We start from the raw sequence: 16,339 nt of genomic DNA, 5'->3' as shown, positions 1-16,339 counted from the left end.
TCCAGTCAATTCGTAAAGTCTTACGGTTTATGTCTTAGCGTGTAACGGTCTTGTAGCTTTTGATGGGAAGAGCTCAATAACTGCCAAATATATTGTCAAATCGCATGGGAATATCATATATTTGCAGGCTGTAAGAAAAATCCAAGACAACAATCACAATATAATTTACCTAACTAATGCAAAATAAAGGACTTATAAAGCTTTTTGCCTTCTTATTCGGGCTAATTAGTATCTATCAATTATCCTACACCTTTATCACGAATAAAATAGAAAACGACGCCGACAGCTATGCGGCCGTTCAAGTTTCTGATAGTGAAGAGGACTATCTTACGAAAAGGGAGGAAGTGGCAACGGCCTATTTGGATTCCATAGGTGAGAATACCGTGCTTGGATACACTAGCTACAACGATGCTAAGAAAAAGGAACTGAATAAAGGGCTTGACCTTAAGGGCGGTATCAACGTAACCTTGCAGATTTCTGTAAAGGACATTTTGAAAGGATTGGCGAACAACACCAAAAATCCTGCATTCAACAAGGCTTTGGCCGATGCCGATTTGGCTTCCAAAAGTAGTGACGACACCTACGTTGAGCTCTTTTTTGAGGCCTGGGATAACGTAAAGGGAGATGCTAAATTGGCTACCCCCGATATTTTCTATACCCGTGCTTTGGAAGGAACCATTACGGCCGACATGACCGATGCCGAGGTGAAATCACAAATCAGAACTAAAATAGACGAATCGATAGAGTCTGCTTTTGAGGTGCTTCGAGAGCGTATCGATGGTTTTGGGGTGACCCAGCCGAACATTCAGCGCGAGGGAACCTCGGGTCGTATCTTGGTCGAGTTGCCTGGGGCAAGAGATGTCAAAAGGGCCCAAGATCTTCTATCTAGCACGGCACAATTGGAGTTTTGGGAAACCTACCAGCCCAATAATGCTGCTTTGCAAGGTTTTTTCTTTCAAGCGAACGAGGCCTTAAAAACCTTGGTAGAAGGCAACACTGAGGATATCGAGGCAAAACCGGAGTCGGAAATCGATTCCCTGTTATCCGATGTGTCCCAAGATTCATTGGATTTGGCCAGTCAGGTAAATCCATTATTCGACAAGTTTCAATTGGGTGCACCGAGCTATGCCGTTGGTGTTGCCGCTATAAAGGACACTGCCGAAATCGGTTCATATCTTAGAATGCGTGAGATACGCAAGTTATTGCCTGCAGATTTGCAATTCGTCAAATTCTTATGGGAACGCCCAAGTGAAGGTTCTGAAATCGTAGAGCTTTTTGCCTTAAAATCAAATAGGGAAGGTGTACCGAGAATCAGTGGCGACGTGGTTACCGATGCTCGAAGTGAATTCGATTTGGGCAACAAACCTTCGGTGGGCATGAATATGAATACCAAAGGTGCAAAATTGTGGGAGAAGTTAACAGGCGATGCATACACCAATCAAACAGGTATCGCCATTGTACTGGACAATAAAGTATACACTGCTCCAGGTGTTTCTACTGGACCTATTTCAGGGGGTAATTCGCAAATAACGGGGAATTTTACCGTGAACGAAACCAAGGATATCTCGAACGTTTTACGGGCGGGTAAGCTTCCGGCTTCCGCGGAAATCATTCAATCCGAAATCGTGGGTCCATCTTTGGGGCAAGAAGCTATCGATAGTGGTTTTATGTCTTTCTTGATTGCCATGGCGATTGTGTTGGTATGGATGGTTTTCTATTACGGAAAGGCCGGTATTGCAGCCGATATCGCTTTGTTGTTGAACATCCTATTGATTTTTGGTGTGTTGACCAGCTTAAGTGCAGTGTTAACCTTGCCGGGTATTGCCGGTATTGTTTTGACCATCGGTATGTCAGTAGATGCGAACGTACTTATTTTTGAACGGATCAAGGAAGAACTGGCGAAAGGCAAGGGTAAGGGGCAAGCAGTAGCGGACGGTTTTAGCAACGCCTTGTCATCTATTTTGGATGCGAACATCACCACTGGTCTTACGGCGATAATATTGTTCATTTTCGGTTCGGGACCAATTAAAGGTTTTGCGACTACCTTATTGATTGGTATCGCTACTTCATTGTTCACCGCAATTTTCATCACGAGGTTGTTGGTAGATTGGTACATAAGCAAACCGGGAAGAAGTTTGGATTTCTCTACAGGCATGACCAAAAATTTGTTCAGGAACATCAGTATCAATTTCCTGTCCAAACGTAAAATTGCCTATATCTGTTCAATAATTTTGGTCGGAGTAGGCGTTTTTTCAATCGCTACAAATGGGTTGCAACAAGGGGTCGATTTTCTTGGTGGCCGTACCTATCAAATCCGTTTTGAGAAGCCAGTAAATACTTCTGAAATTGCATCGGAGTTAAACGAGGTCTTTGGTACCGGAACCGGCGTCAAAACCTATGGCGAGGCCAACCAGATTAAAGTGACTACAGCTTATAAAGTAGACGTCGAGGGCATCGAGGTAGATAATGAAATTCAAGGAAAATTGTTCACAGCCTTGCAAAAATTATTGCCTGATGGCATGACCGAAGCGGAATTCATAACCGGAGGCGGTGAAGATGCCTTGGGTATTCTTCAATCCGTAAAAGTAGGTCCTACCATTGCAGATGATATCAAAAACAATGCGTTTTTGGCGATTATCGGATCATTGGCGGTCGTGTTCCTATATATTTTATTGCGTTTCCGTAGATGGCAATTCTCTTTGGGAGCTGTTGCGGCGGTATTCCATGATGTGATGATCGTGCTGGGGATTTTCTCCATATTGGGAACTCTCGGTTCGGCAGTACCTTTCAACATCGAAATCGATCAAGCTTTTATCGCAGCAATACTAACGGTAATCGGTTATTCCTTGAACGATACCGTGGTCGTATTCGACCGTATCCGTGAGATTATAAAGGAAAAAGGCTGGAAAGCTGGTGATAATATCAACCTCGCTTTGAACAGTACCTTAAGCCGGACCTTGAATACTTCGATGACCACATTGGTGGTACTCTTGGCTATCTTTATTTTTGGAGGAGAATCGCTTAGAGGCTTTATGTTCGCCATGATTATCGGTATTATCGTGGGTACCTATTCGTCTTTGTTTATCGCTACACCGATTATGTACGACACGCTGAAAAAGAACGTTACTTCGCCTGTTAAAGAAGTTGTAAAGGAAAAAGAAAAGGTGAAGGCCAAGGCGTAAGCCTTTCGAAATAAAAATCATCAAGAGAGCCGTATTGCTAATGCGGCTCTTTTTTATTGTTTTTTTCCAATGGAGCCATTTTGCCCTGGAATCAACTCATAAATATATTGTGGAGTCAAACCAGGTTCGGATCGATGCGAGACAAAAACGATCGCACTTTCACTTTCCCTGGCGAATTTATTGACCAAAGCTACAAAGAGGGCCGCATTTTCATCATCAAGACCAGCTGTAGGTTCATCCAAAATCAAGAGAATTGGATGTTTGATCATTGCCCTGGCGCACATGACCAATCGCTTTTGTCCCGTACCCAACTCGTGAAAGAGTATATCTTTTCGCTCCCATAAGCCTATGAGTGCCAACCATTCCTTGGCAAGTCGCAATTGCGCCTCCGAAGGGGTAATGTACAAGCCAACAGAGTCATTCAAGCCACTAATAAGCATATGTTCTATGGAGTGATACCCAGTAAAGGTATCGGTCATCGCAGGGGTAAAGTATCCCATTCTTTTTTTGATATCCCATATGCTTTCACCGCTGCCCTTAAGCTTCCCGAAGATATAGAGTTCTTGTCCGTATCCCTTTGGGTTCTCGCCGGTAATCATCGAAAGCATCGTTGTTTTTCCACTACCGTTGGAGCCTCGAAGCTCCCAGAATTCCCCTTTCTTGATGGTCCAATCAATCCGGTCCAGAATGGGTTTTTCGAAATAGGAAACTGATACGTTTTTAAGTTGGATGAGGATGTTTTCTTTTATGGAATATTGGGATAATGGTGGTGGAATACTGCCGGTGAAGGTCTTTATTCTTCTTGAAATTTCGGCTATACTTTTGATCGGAATTAGCTCCCGTCCATCCAAGCGATAAAAGTGCCTGATAAAGGGAAGCAGGTCGGTCGTTCTGCTCAGCAACTGTATCAATAGCGTATGTTGGGCAATAGCGGCTAAACGTTTTTTCAATTCGGTTTGGGTGGACAAATCCAAATTGTCGAACGGATTGTCTAGAACCATATAATCGGCCCCATTTTCGAGTATATGTGCCAACAGGGCCTTCTTCTGTTCGCCGCTTGACATGGTTCGTAGCGTCTGAGCAGTATTTCTTGTGAGTACTGTGGCGCCATGGCGCATTTCCTCATCTATATAATGTAAAAGAGCCAGCTTCGAGAAGAGCATTCCTTTTTTAGCCCTGAGCTCATGAAATCCTTCCGGGGGAGCATCGCCCAAAAGTGCCCCGATGATGTATTTAGCATCGGAATCGTTATCCATAAATATCGCTCCATGTCTTTTCATAGTCGAATTCTATAAATATGAACCGGATTGTTGCGATAGGTGGTGGTTTTATCCCAGACCATTCCGTTGTTCGTCGCCACTTTTTGCGAAGGAACATTGTCTATGTGAATGATGGAAATTAGCGAGTCCGCCAACCTATTGGCCATGGCGTATGCTTTACATTTGATGGCGGCTTCGGTAGCGTACCCTTTTTTCCAATACTTCGGAAGAATGGAATAAGCGATTTCGAGTTCTTGCTTATCATCAACTGTTTGTACAAGCAATCCGGCCATGCCAACAAAGGCTTCCGTAGCCTTGCAAATTAAGGCATTCATACCGCCCAACCCTTTTTCGTATCGTTCAAAAGTTCGTTGAAACTGTTCGTGACAAGCAATTTTAGGGTCTTGAGGCAGGCCTTTCCAATATTGAGAGCTACGGGGATCTTGATGAAACGGGAGCCAAGCCTCAAAATCGGAAGGGAGCAACCTTCGAAATCGCAGTCGCTCGCTTTCTTCATAATCTAATATAAAATCAGGTGTTATAGGTGCCATTTCTGATATATTGTAGGCATTGTTCCCAGTAAGGATGCTGCGCCCATTTTTTAAAAAATCCAAAATGCTGTACATGTCGTTCTCCAGTATTTGCCTGATGGTGTACTCGGTGTACCGTTGCGTTAGTAAATAGGCCGGCCAACCAATCTACCGTATTTTTCGGGGCGTAGCTGTCTTTCGAAAAACTAAGCGATAGTATGGGAATTTTAAACTTGGCGTGATAGTATTTCGATTCATCGTAAAATTTCATCAGATATTCGGTCTGTTTTCCCCAGCTGGCCCACTCATAGACCATGTTCTTAGGAAGATTTTCAAATAGGCCAAGTTTTTTTGCGGGGAAGAAGCCGTAAATAGGGGTGAGAGAGGGAATTATCACATACCAAAATAGCCACATTTTAATAGTATGAAGGCCTTTGAAGTCATTCCAATACCCACCCTGCGAAGCTACGAAGATGACCTTATCCAACATATGGTAATGAGGATTAAACCCTAACAATTGGCCTCCAATACTATGGGTAACTAAGGTAAGCTGGGCTTCCGGATGTGTACGCTTGGCTAAAGCCACAACCGCGGCCTGATCATTCGCGCCCCAAGCGGTCAAGCTGATGGGATTTTTCTGGAGCTCCGTTGCATTCCCACCCGATTTGCCGATACCGCTATAGTCAAAGGTATAAACGCAAAATCCCTCTAAGGCGAAAAATTCAGCAAATTTTGCATAATATCTCTGTAAAACCCCAGTGGCAGAGGAGATGACCATTATCTCCTTATTAAACGCTGTCGTGAAAAATTTGGTCACCCCAAGCGAATGACCCATGGCCGTTTGAAGTTCGAATTCTTGCACCTGCGCCGTCAAACTATTTGTTTTGCGTAAAATGGATTTTATCGCCTACCTCGAGCTGCCATTGCTTTACAAGACCTGCATTTACCTCCAACACGTATTTTACGGGAACATGGCTGGGTAAAGGGCTCTCGTCAAAAGGTTGGGCATTTTCTTGAATGCTGGCAATGGTAGTATCACTTCTTATAAAAATGAGGTCCAAAGGAAACTGGGTGTTCTTCATGTAGAAGGAGTGCATTCTTTCATCCTCGAAGATAAACAGCATTCCCCGATCAGCTTGCATCGATTTTCGGTACATCAACCCCGTCTGGGTCTCGTATTCGTTTTCGGCGATTTCAATGTCGATTTTTGCAATGAGACTATCGGAATCTTGTTTCAATAGCGATAACTCTCCTTCTTTTTCAAAAACCACTTCAGGGGTCTTCACCGTTTTCTTCGGTTCTTCCTTACATCCCTTAAGGGCGAATATCGAAATAAAGACAGCCAAAAACAGGGATGTGTTCCTCATTCTATAATGCTTGACAAAAATTGAGTCCATCTCGATTTGTGTTTACGTTCAATGCGGTCTAAGTTGTATCTATGACGTTGCTTTTGTCCGAGTGGGTCTGAACATAAGGTAAAGTCCCACCAATATAAACGGGATGCTCAACCATTGCCCCGTTGAAAGCGCTCCCCCGAGCGATTCCTCGAAACCACCTTGGCTCTTTTTTACAAATTCAACGAAGAACCGAATTGTCCACAGTAATACCATAAATAGGCCAATAAGGTAGCCGTGCTTTTCTTTTTTATCGGTTTTCCAATAGATGTAGTATACTATGATAAAAACGAAAATATAGGCGACTCCTTCATACAGCTGAGCGGGATGACGGTAGGGGATCTGGTTCAGGTATTCCGAAAAGGCCGGATTGTTCTCGATTGCGGCATAGGCAGCATTTACATTTTCCTCCTTGGTAATGGCCAATGCCTTACTAGGATGCATATCATCGGAATCACGAATAAACCGAGTAGCAAAAAGGGTGGATTCATCGGTGACTTTTCCGTTGATTTCCGAGTTGAAAAAGTTCCCCAATCGTACAAAGAAAGCACCGATGGCAAATGGTACGGTCATTCGGTCGAGCAGCCATAACAGCTTAATATCCTTATATTTTCGGATATAGAAATACATGGCGACGACGATACCGATCATGGCCCCATGGCTGGCAAGTCCGGTAAAACCGGTAAATTCGTAACCATTAATAAAGCCAAAAAGACTACTTCCCGCCCGTTCGCGTATCGGCAATAAAATCTCTACTAAGTGGTCTTGATAATACGGCCAATCGTAGAAGAATACATGACCCAAACGCGCGCCGAGCATAGTCGACAAAACGGTATAGATAAATAGTGAATCGAGTTGTTCTACGGTTTTCTTTTCATTGGTAAATATGCGTTTCATCAGTACCCAACCTACTGCGAAGGCGGTAATCCAGAGGAGGTTGTAATATTTGATTTGCAAGGGCCCCAAAGAGAAGAGTGTTTCGTTCGGGTTCCAGGTAATTCCTAAAAAATACATGTAGTCTTGTTTTGAGCGGCTAAGATAGTGAAATAGACGTAAGAGCGACTATTGAAATAAATTCGGCAGCGGTTGTATTTAGCGATAAAAAAAGTGCAGCTGTTTTACTAAAGAATCATGTATATACACTCTGAAATTGTAAAATGATGATAGAAAGTAGTCGGTTCTTGAAGAGAACCATAGAATGCAACTGCTTGTAAATTACTTGCTGATTGACATATCCGCACCCTCAGCTATCGCTATGGAGAATTGATAAATGATCATGATTTCCAAAAGCACCGCCACCATCTGAACTACCAATCCGAATGGCTGCAAAAAAATCAGTAGAATGCCCGCCAGTATCTCAATAGCACCGGCAAAAATACAGATTGCGCCTAATCCTGAACGCAATTGAATGAGTGCAATTCCGAAAACAATGCCTAGCATACCCAACGATAGGGCAATTGCCATTTGAACGAAAAGGCCATTCCATTCCGTATAAAAAAACGAAACTATATCGAAGACCACGACAAAGAACATGATTCCCATCAGAATGTTGGAAACTATGTATAGCATAGAATTTCCAGTATAGCGGCCCATGAATCCAAACCCTCTTAAAAACAACAAGTAGGCGGTACAAACGAAAATTTTTACGGTAACATAAGCGTAAGGTCCGACTGTTATCATTGGAATAAAGTTGGAGATAGTGTCCCGCGGTATTTCTGAGTTAATAATGATCCTATTCATATCCATAGGTCCCTCGAGAAGTCCGAGAACAAAATATATGATACCCGCTATCCATGCGATATGCAGTGTTTTCGACACATTTTTTGAAAATGAACTGTCTGCGTGTAGTTCATCGAAGTTGGAATCAAGGGCCGACAGAATCGTTTTTACGGTAAAGCTTCTAGGATTCACCTCCCCGGTTTCGATACGCTGAATGGTTCTAACGCTCACGTTACAGCGTTCCACAAGTTCTTCTTGTGTCAACCCCTTCGCCTTGCGCAATTGTGATATTCTGTTTCCGAGTTCGGGTTGTTTCATTTTTTGGAACTCTTTTTTCGGGATAAGCCTACTGATTTTTCAACGGTAAAAGACCAAAATCCGTTCTCATAAAGACTCATTTGTAGCTTTCTCGATTTTTTATCCGTTTCAAATTTAATATAAAGGTCATAATCCGGGAGGGAAAAATTTCCTTGATCATCCAATATAAATGATTCATTGATTCCGTCAGCAAAGGAAACCTCGATTCCATTTTGTCCGGCTTCCACCTGCACGGTACCTATAAACGGGTGTTCGTAAGTGCCGAGGTACTTCACAACGGTCTGTTCGGAGAATGGCGCCGTTACAGGAGCTTTCCATTCCCGAACGGTACGTTCCTCCTTTAAAGACTTCAAATCGCTAAAGGTATATGATTTACGCCCTTTGGAAAGTAGCGTCGCGATATTAGTCCGTATCTGAATACCGGGGCTATGTTTTGAAAAAAACCAAACGTCGCCGGTGCTAAGGTTTTGAATGTTGGAGTACATGGTAGATCCGTTTTTTTGCTCGGTTTCAAGACAAATAGCCTGCATTGTCCGAAAACTGGCGCCTAGCACTGACAATTTCTCTACAGCTATGGGATACCTCCAACAAGAGGCACTACTTTCCCCACTACAAATATTGAAATTGGTCGATACCAAAAAATCACCTTCTTCGACTAATTTGATTCCGGAAGCACTTATGATGGCAAATCTTCCATTTCTGTCGGAAACGTGCATCTGTGCATTTCGGAAGCCATCTACGAACCAAAATTCCTCAAAAAAGGCGATAACCTGCTCGACGGTTTCCATGTTACCCAAAATATGGGGTAGAATCATATCGTTTCCCTGTGGGAAGGATTTTCTAGTCTCTGGGTCAAACGAGGTAACGTAGGAAATGGCATTGAAGTCAAAACTTAGTCCGACTGTATTCATTCCCCCTTGAATAGACCCACTTTGGCCGTATAGTGGCGATAGGTAAGTCATGGTGTAATAGCCGAATTTATCCGTTTGGGAACGTGGATAGACATTGATAAAATTTGCGATTCCGAAAGGCCCATCCTCATTATTGGCGGTCCATACGTGACCATTTTTTGCTACTGCACTTACAATAGTACAAGCCTGGCCGTTATGGGTGAGCAATATGCAAAATAGCATGGGTAAAAATATGTTCTTTCCGATGGTGATAAAGGATTTAATCGTGGTCATAATTTTAGAATTTAGATTTGACCGCAATTTCATCTATCCAACCTTTTAACTCAAATTTTTCAGATGTACTTTACCCGTCATTAACCTGACATTTAAGTATTCATAGGGTGTTGCCGCTATTGAGAACGACACCACATTTTTTGATAGAGACTTAATCCAGGGAGAAAATAGGACTTTGGAACAGGATTGTTGGACGGAGTATAACGATTGTAAGAGGATTCAAAAAATGAACTGGACTATTGGGATGATTCCAAGACTTACAAAAAAGCTTTTCATAAATACAGGGAAGCCTTCATCGAATTCGCAATTTTGAAATTATGATTGACAAAATTCAAGGAACCGGATCGTGGCCCTTTCCACCCCATGGGTTGCAACTGAAAATTCGTTTTACCGACAACCAGCCTCCTTTAAAGAGTCCATGCTTTTTTAAGGCTTCCAGGGTATATTGTGAACAGGTGGGGGAGTACCTACAGGTGGCTGGGGTATAGGGGGAAATGACAAGTTGATAGAACCTGACCAAGAAAACAAAAGGGGCTATCAAGACTTTTTTCATCTAAATGTAACTTTTTCATTCCCTAAATTCTGATGACGCTATCGTGAGATATAGGACAAGTGTAGGAATCTTTTGCGATTCAATTTTTACATCGTAAAAGGGCTTGTCATCTTTAACTCCAGCTCTTTTTGGAATATATCGTAATCCCCAGGGCGATTACGAGTGCGACTCAAGATAAACTAAAGGTCGTCCCCTCTTTTCCATCTTTCAACTGAATGCCCAAATCGGCCAATTGGTCTCGAATTCTGTCCGAAGTTGCAAAATCTTTGTTTTCGCGCGCCTCCTTGCGAAGCTGAATCAAAAGCGCTACGACCCCGGATAGTTTGCCCGAATCGTTTTTGGACGAATTACTACGTTCCAAGCCCAAGACATCGAATACAAAAGCGTTCAAGGTTTCCAATAAATCGGCTTTGTCGGTGGCATTCATACCGGCTTTTCCTTCTTTGACCAGATTAATGTACTTGACCGCCTCGAAAAGGGTAGCGATAAGAATGGGTGTATTAAAATCATCGTTCATGGCCGTATAGCACTGCGCTTTCCATTGTTGCAAATTAAAATCGCCTTGGCCATTGGTTTCTAACTTTTCAAGTGTAGCTATGGCCTCCATCAATTTACGGTATCCTTTTTCCGAAGCCAACAGGGCATCATCGCTCAAATCTAAAATACTGGTATAGTGGGCCTGCATCATAAAAAAGCGCACTGCCGATGGTGAAAAGGCCTTGCTCAAGATGTCGTTCTCCCCAGAGAAAATTTCCCCGGGAAGAATATTGTTTCCTGTCGACTTGGCCATTTTCTTGCCGTTCATGGTCAGCATATTCGCATGCAACCAGTAATTTACGGGTGAATTGCCGTTGCTGGCTTCCGCTTGGGCAATCTCACATTCGTGATGAGGGAATTTTAAATCCATACCGCCGCCGTGAATGTCAAAGGTTTCCCCGAGGTACTTTGTGCTCATGGCCGTACATTCCAAATGCCAACCGGGAAAACCGTCGCCCCATGGGGAGGGCCATCGCATGATATGCTGCGGTTCCGCTTTTTTCCACAGTGCAAAATCCTGCGGACTATTTTTGTCGTCCTGTGCCGTCAATTCCCGGGTGTTGGCGATCATATCCTCCAACTTCCTTCCGCTCAATTTTCCGTATTCGTACTTTTCGTTGAATTTGGCCACATCAAAATAGACCGAGCCGTTAACCTGATATGCGAAGCCCTTTTCGAGAATATCCTTAATGATTTCTATTTGCTCTATGATATGCCCCGTTGCGGTAGGCTCTATGCTTGGCGGAAGAAAGTTGAATTGCGCAAGTATGTTGTGAAAATCAACGGTGTATCGTTGTACGACCTCCATAGGTTCCAACTTTTCCAAACGTGCTTTTTTTGCGATTTTGTCCTCCCCATCCTCGGCATCATCTACCAGATGTCCTGCGTCGGTAATATTGCGTACGTAACGAACTTTGTAGCCCAAATGCTTTAGGTACCTGAAAATCATGTCGAACGACATAAACGTACGGCAATTGCCTAAGTGTACGTTGCTATAAACGGTCGGTCCACAAACGTACATGCCTACGTGGCCTTCGTTTATAGGTTTGAAGAGTTCTTTTTTACCGGAAAGGGAATTCTGGACTTTTAAGGTTTGACTTTCGTATAAGGGCATTGGGAATATAATGGATTAAAAATTGGTTTCCATGTTGATGTACTCCAAGAACTCGCGCCGCACGGATTCTTCCTTGAATTTGCCGCCGTACTCTGCCGTAACCGTGCTACTTTCGATATCTCGTATGCCGCGGGAGTTTACACAAAGGTGCTTTGCATCGATAACACAGGCAACGTCTTCGGTGCCCAATACGTTTTGAAGCTCGCGAACAATCTGGATATTAAGCCGTTCCTGAACTTGCGGCCGCTTGGCAAAGTAATCGACGATCCGGTTCATTTTAGACAGTCCGACCACTGTGCCGTTCGAAATATAGGCCACATGGGCCTTTCCGACGATAGGTAGTAAATGATGCTCACAAGTAGAGTAGAGGGTAATGTTCTTTTCTACGAGCATTTCGCCATACTTATATTTGTTATCAAAGGTAGAGGCTTTTGGCTTTCGATCCGGATGCAATCCGCCAAAAATCTCTTTTACGAACATCTTCGCTACTCGGTTTGGAGTGCCTTTAAGGCTGTCATCATCAAGGTCAAGACCTAATGTGAGCATGACTTCCCGAATGTTTTCCTGAATCCTTTCTATCTTTTCCTCATCCGAAAGAAGAAAAGCGTCTTTTCGCAGAGGGGTATCCTCTGAAGAAGAAACGTGATCGTCTCCGAAGGCTTCAAAATTCTCTTCCAATGTACCTTTGATTTTCATTCCTTTAAAGCTAATACAAGCCACAAAGATATACATAAAATGGCACTTTATGCCCTATTTAACTTGTTACACAACATAAATTAGGGTGGGCTCGGAACCCATATTATTTTTAGGTTACTTACCAATTAATCCAATGAACAAGCGCCTAGGCACTTTTCTGATTGTACTCGTATATTTTTGGTCGTCTACCGCTTTTGCGCAGATCGCACCTGATTGCGTCAATGCTATTGCCATCTGTAACAATACGCCTGTAAACGGTGGTACGAACGGTTTTGGAATGGATGATTTCGGTGGGGATGCGACCACCGGTTGTTTGGAAAGATCCTTAAGCGGAGCCATAGAATCAAATTCAGCTTGGTATCGCTTTAGAACCGGAGCTTCCGGTCAGTTGGGCTTTAATATCGGATTCGATACATCCGAAGATTGGGATTTTGCGCTGTACCGAACGGATGACTGTGCTGATTTGGGAGAACCTGTTCGCTGTAACTTCTTCGATAATACCGAAGAGAACAGCTTTGTCGGTGTTGGGGAAGATCCTACCGGCAACAGCGATAATTTTCAATATGAAGATTGGTTGCAGGTATCGCCAGGAGAGGAGTATTATTTGTTGATCAATAATTTTAGTAGTACGAATACTGGCTTTTCCATTCAATTTTCAGGCGCCATTTTTACCACAGATCCTTATACCGCCCTCGATTGTTCCATCGTCAATAACTTATTGGGGCCGCCGATAACGGCTTGCTTTGGTGATAATGTAACACTCGATGCGACCACAACGGATGCCACAATGTACAAGTGGTTTGAGGATACTGGAAGTGGTATGACGGAAATATTGGGTGAGACAAGTCCGACCTTGATCGTGACGAATTCAGCAACTTATGCGGTGGAAGTCATTACGGTTACGAACGCGAACATTACCAGTAACGTACAAGTTGTCTTTTCGGAGGTGCCGAGCGCTTTTCCGGTTTCCGATGACGCCTCCTGCTCCGGACTGGACAGGTATGACCTGTCCCAAAAAGATAGTGAGGTTTTAGGTTCGCAGGATCCATCGCAATATATTGTTAGTTACTATAGATCGCTGAGTGATGCCAATAGCGGTACCAACGCGCTTCCAAAAGATTATGGAACCCAGGCCGGTGCTGAGACTATTTATGTACGTCTATCTTCATTGAACAATCCCAATTGTTTTGATGTTTCCGAACGCTTTGATTTGATTAATTTGGAAACCCCCGTCCTTGATTTTCCTTCGGAAGCCTTTCTCTGCGAGAATGGTGGTAGTGTTTTTATTGGGGAAGCGAATGCATTGCCGAATTACAACTATTCGTGGGACTCGGGACAAACCAGTCCCGGTTTTGATGTCTCCGTGCCTGGAGCATATACCGTGACCGTGACGAATACACAAGGCGGACTTTCTTGTGAAAGCGCGCGAACGGTTACCGTCGTCGAATCGAACCCCCCAATGATCCTTGATATCGAAATCAACGATTTACAATCCAGCAATACGGTTACCATCATAACAAATACCGAAAGTGAGTGGGAATATCGATTGGATGACGAAGTTTTTCAATCCGAAAATACATTTTACAATGTGGCCCCAGGAATACATACGATTACCGTGAACGACCCCAGAGGTTGTGGTGCCGTTACAGAGGATATTGTTGTCGTTGGGTTTCCAAAGTTTTTTACACCCAATCTAGATGGTAGTAATGACAACTGGCATATTGTAGGTATCGAAAACCTACAAAGCCCGAAGGTGTACATCTTTGACCGCTATGGTAAATTACTACGGTATTTGGGTGAGAGCGACCCTCAGGGCTGGGACGGAACCTTAAACGGTAAACCTCTGCCCGAAACCGATTACTGGTTTAAATTGACCTATGTGGGTGCCAACGGACTTGAACGAACAGCCAAATATATCAACAATCACTTCGCATTGAAACGCTAAGTATCTTCTTCCCGCATTCCAATGGTGTATTTCATCGATTAAGCGCATAAAACTCAGGTAAATTATACTAAAACAGGGGTTTTGTCAGTTATACTCCTAACTTTTAGTACGTTAAACAGCCCTACTTATGCGAACTTTTTTGGCTTTTTGCTGCACATTTTTAGGTGTGCTATCCCTACAGGCACAGAATTCCGGAGACTGTAGAACAGCGATTCCCGTATGTGCCGATGTGCTGCCTATTACTTTTATCGTAGACGGTAGTGGTGATATCGACGACTTCGGGGAGGACGATTTTAGAGCAAGCGGCTGTCTGGAAAAAGGGTCGAACAGCGAGGCAAATTTGGAAAACAATACCTCATGGATCGCTTTTCGTGCAGGAACGGACGGTCAAATCGGCTTTGATATCAGGTCATTGCCCAGTACGGGAACTAACATCACCGCCGAGTGGGATTTCGCATTATACGGTCCGGATGTTGACTGTGGTGAAATTACCAATAGGACTGCCATACCCATCCGCTGTAATTTCGAGGCTAACGACACTGACCATACCGGTTTAGGTGTGAACCCCATAAATGGAGAAGCAGGCGCCCCTTTTGTAAAACAAAGTAAAAACACCTATGATGAATACATAGATGTGATAGCGGGTGAAATCTACTATCTTCTGGTCAATAATTACAATACCAATTTTGAAGGTGATCCGGAATCTTTTGAATTGACCTTTACAGGAAGCTCAGTGAACGCCGATCAAAATACCGCCTTAGACTGTACCCTACGTGACGAGTTCTTAGGATTGGATATTATTGCCTGTGAAGGCGATCCCGATATTCCGTTAAGTGCATTGCGTTCACCGGCGGGTCCCGACATTCAAAATGTAACCTGGTCGGTCGACTACGATGATGATGGCACGATTGACGTCCCGAACCTTCTTAGCGGCCCCAGTGCAACGGAATATATCGTCGCCAGTCCTACCTCTGGACGGTATTTTGTAAATATCGAGACCAGTTTTGGAACGATAACCGATGATATCTTGATTACTTTTTATGGCGTACCTGTTTTGGATCGCGTCGATATTTTAGAGGATATTCTGGACGATAATACAAGGACGAACAATATCGAAGTGTTTGTGGATGGCGATAGCAGTTATGAGTTTGCCATAAACGGCGGCGAATTTCAGGATGACCCTGTGTTCAATAATATTCCGGTTGGAATCAATACCCTTGTCATCAATGACAAAAATGGATGCGGTACCAAAGAACCGATTGAGTTCTTGGTCGCGGGTTATCCCAAATTCTTTACGCCCAACAATGATGGCGCCAATGACGAATGGTTGGTATATGGTATTGAAACACTTACCGATCCAGTGGTTTCCATATTCGATCGTTATGGAAAGCTATTGATTCAACTTTCCAATACTTCAAATGGTTGGGACGGTACCTATCAAGGTAAACCGTTGCCCTCCTCCGATTATTGGTTCCGGTTGGATTTTTCCAGAACCGAGGAAGATGTGCTGATAGCACGCACTATCAAATCACACTTTAGCCTAAAACGGTGAAGGCAACCCCCTGTTTTTACTTTCACTAGGTCTGATTTATCGAGAAGAGGCCTAGTCTAATATGGCCAATCAAGGATTTTGGCTAGAGGCAGTATCCTTATTTTTTAAAGAGTTGAAATATACTTTTGCTTTCCAAACATGAACTCAAGACGAGTTCATAGATAAAGAAGGGAATACAACTGTTTTCAGACAAGAAAAAACGAGTACCCTTTGTACAAATGGAGGAACATCGGTTTTTTCGGCCGTTTAAATAGGTTCTTGGTGGCTATAGCCTGATTATCCGAACGAATAGTTTGCTTAACTCCTTGTTTGCAAGCCTATCAAAATAAAAAGGCCGGAAGAATACTTCCAGCCTT

13 protein-coding genes are annotated in these 16,339 nt (G+C 43.4%); 3 read left to right on the top strand and 10 right to left on the bottom strand.

All coding sequences use genetic code 11. The features are described from left to right. The first annotated feature begins 176 nt into the window (after positions 1-176). On the top strand, positions 177-3,182 hold the full coding sequence (gene secDF / locus FGM00_RS12630) for a protein translocase subunit SecDF (RefSeq protein WP_138853258.1): 3,006 nt from the start codon (positions 177-179) through the stop codon (positions 3,180-3,182). A 53-nt stretch (positions 3,183-3,235) separates the two neighbouring features. Here secDF and FGM00_RS12625 read toward each other — a convergent pair whose 3' ends face one another. The 10 genes from FGM00_RS12625 to folE all read right to left on the bottom strand — a co-directional run bounded on the left by FGM00_RS12625 (position 3,236) and on the right by folE (position 12,486). Next, entirely contained in the window at positions 3,236-4,462 is a 1,227-nt protein-coding gene (locus FGM00_RS12625) for an ATP-binding cassette domain-containing protein (protein WP_138853257.1), read from the bottom strand. Further along, positions 4,459-4,992 (bottom strand): GNAT family N-acetyltransferase, encoded by a 534-nt coding sequence (locus tag FGM00_RS12620; protein WP_138853256.1) that lies wholly within the window; start codon positions 4,990-4,992, stop codon positions 4,459-4,461. The genes FGM00_RS12625 and FGM00_RS12620 overlap by 4 nt, the downstream gene beginning before the upstream one ends. Further along, a complete protein-coding gene (locus FGM00_RS12615) occupies positions 4,973-5,845 on the bottom strand; it encodes an alpha/beta hydrolase family protein (protein WP_138853255.1) in 873 nt (290 codons plus the stop codon). Before FGM00_RS12615 ends, FGM00_RS12620 begins: the two co-directional genes overlap by 20 nt. Position 5,846: 1 nt before the next feature. Further along, positions 5,847-6,338 (bottom strand): DUF192 domain-containing protein, encoded by a 492-nt coding sequence (locus FGM00_RS12610; RefSeq protein ID WP_138853254.1) that lies wholly within the window; start codon positions 6,336-6,338, stop codon positions 5,847-5,849. 69 nt (positions 6,339-6,407) lie between these two features. Beyond that, complete coding sequence (lgt, locus tag FGM00_RS12605) at positions 6,408-7,379, bottom strand: prolipoprotein diacylglyceryl transferase (protein WP_138853253.1); 972 nt, start codon at positions 7,377-7,379, stop codon at positions 6,408-6,410. 201 nt (positions 7,380-7,580) lie between these two features. Further along, a complete protein-coding gene (locus FGM00_RS12600; RefSeq protein WP_138853252.1) occupies positions 7,581-8,402 on the bottom strand; it encodes a helix-turn-helix domain-containing protein in 822 nt (273 codons plus the stop codon). Next, entirely contained in the window at positions 8,399-9,586 is a 1,188-nt protein-coding gene (locus FGM00_RS12595; RefSeq protein WP_138853251.1) for a C45 family peptidase, read from the bottom strand. The genes FGM00_RS12600 and FGM00_RS12595 overlap by 4 nt, the downstream gene beginning before the upstream one ends. Before the next feature lie 331 nt (positions 9,587-9,917). After that, positions 9,918-10,139, bottom strand: coding sequence for a membrane protein insertion efficiency factor YidD (gene yidD, locus FGM00_RS12590; RefSeq protein ID WP_138853250.1), 222 nt, complete (start codon positions 10,137-10,139; stop codon positions 9,918-9,920). Positions 10,140-10,308: 169 nt separating this feature from the next. Then, the gene (gene cysS / locus FGM00_RS12585; protein ID WP_138853249.1) at positions 10,309-11,790 is read right to left on the bottom strand and encodes a cysteine--tRNA ligase; all 1,482 of its coding nucleotides are present in this window, start codon (positions 11,788-11,790) and stop codon (positions 10,309-10,311) included. 15 nt (positions 11,791-11,805) lie between these two features. Next, a complete protein-coding gene (gene folE / locus FGM00_RS12580; RefSeq protein ID WP_138853248.1) occupies positions 11,806-12,486 on the bottom strand; it encodes a GTP cyclohydrolase I FolE in 681 nt (226 codons plus the stop codon). 133 nt (positions 12,487-12,619) lie between these two features. Here folE and FGM00_RS12575 point away from each other — a divergent pair, with 133 nt between their 5' ends. Next, positions 12,620-14,431, top strand: a complete 1,812-nt coding sequence (locus FGM00_RS12575; protein WP_138853247.1) for a T9SS type B sorting domain-containing protein — start codon at positions 12,620-12,622, stop codon at positions 14,429-14,431. 127 nt (positions 14,432-14,558) lie between these two features. After that, entirely contained in the window at positions 14,559-15,983 is a 1,425-nt protein-coding gene (locus FGM00_RS12570) for a T9SS type B sorting domain-containing protein (protein WP_138853246.1), read from the top strand. The last annotated feature ends 356 nt before the right edge of the window (positions 15,984-16,339 follow it).

Origin of the sequence: Aggregatimonas sangjinii (genome assembly GCF_005943945.1) — a bacterium.
GTDB lineage: Bacteria > Bacteroidota > Bacteroidia > Flavobacteriales > Flavobacteriaceae > Pelagihabitans > Pelagihabitans sangjinii.
This window is presented reverse-complemented; position numbering and strand designations above follow the sequence as displayed.

Excerpts from the sequence above, each read along its gene's own strand:
- secDF (WP_138853258.1), top strand. The coding sequence starts at position 177 with ATGCAAAATAAAGGACTTATAAAGCTTTTTGCCTTCTTATTCGGGCTA.
- FGM00_RS12625 (WP_138853257.1), bottom strand. The coding sequence starts at position 4,462 with ATGAAAAGACATGGAGCGATATTTATGGATAACGATTCCGATGCTAAA.
- FGM00_RS12620 (WP_138853256.1), bottom strand. The coding sequence starts at position 4,992 with ATGGCACCTATAACACCTGATTTTATATTAGATTATGAAGAAAGCGAG.
- FGM00_RS12610 (WP_138853254.1), bottom strand. The coding sequence starts at position 6,338 with ATGAGGAACACATCCCTGTTTTTGGCTGTCTTTATTTCGATATTCGCC.
- lgt (WP_138853253.1), bottom strand. The coding sequence starts at position 7,379 with ATGTATTTTTTAGGAATTACCTGGAACCCGAACGAAACACTCTTCTCT.
- FGM00_RS12600 (WP_138853252.1), bottom strand. The coding sequence starts at position 8,402 with ATGAAACAACCCGAACTCGGAAACAGAATATCACAATTGCGCAAGGCG.
- FGM00_RS12595 (WP_138853251.1), bottom strand. The coding sequence starts at position 9,586 with ATGACCACGATTAAATCCTTTATCACCATCGGAAAGAACATATTTTTA.
- yidD (WP_138853250.1), bottom strand. The coding sequence starts at position 10,139 with ATGAAAAAAGTCTTGATAGCCCCTTTTGTTTTCTTGGTCAGGTTCTAT.
- cysS (WP_138853249.1), bottom strand. The coding sequence starts at position 11,790 with ATGCCCTTATACGAAAGTCAAACCTTAAAAGTCCAGAATTCCCTTTCC.
- folE (WP_138853248.1), bottom strand. The coding sequence starts at position 12,486 with ATGAAAATCAAAGGTACATTGGAAGAGAATTTTGAAGCCTTCGGAGAC.
- FGM00_RS12575 (WP_138853247.1), top strand. The coding sequence starts at position 12,620 with ATGAACAAGCGCCTAGGCACTTTTCTGATTGTACTCGTATATTTTTGG.
- FGM00_RS12570 (WP_138853246.1), top strand. The coding sequence starts at position 14,559 with ATGCGAACTTTTTTGGCTTTTTGCTGCACATTTTTAGGTGTGCTATCC.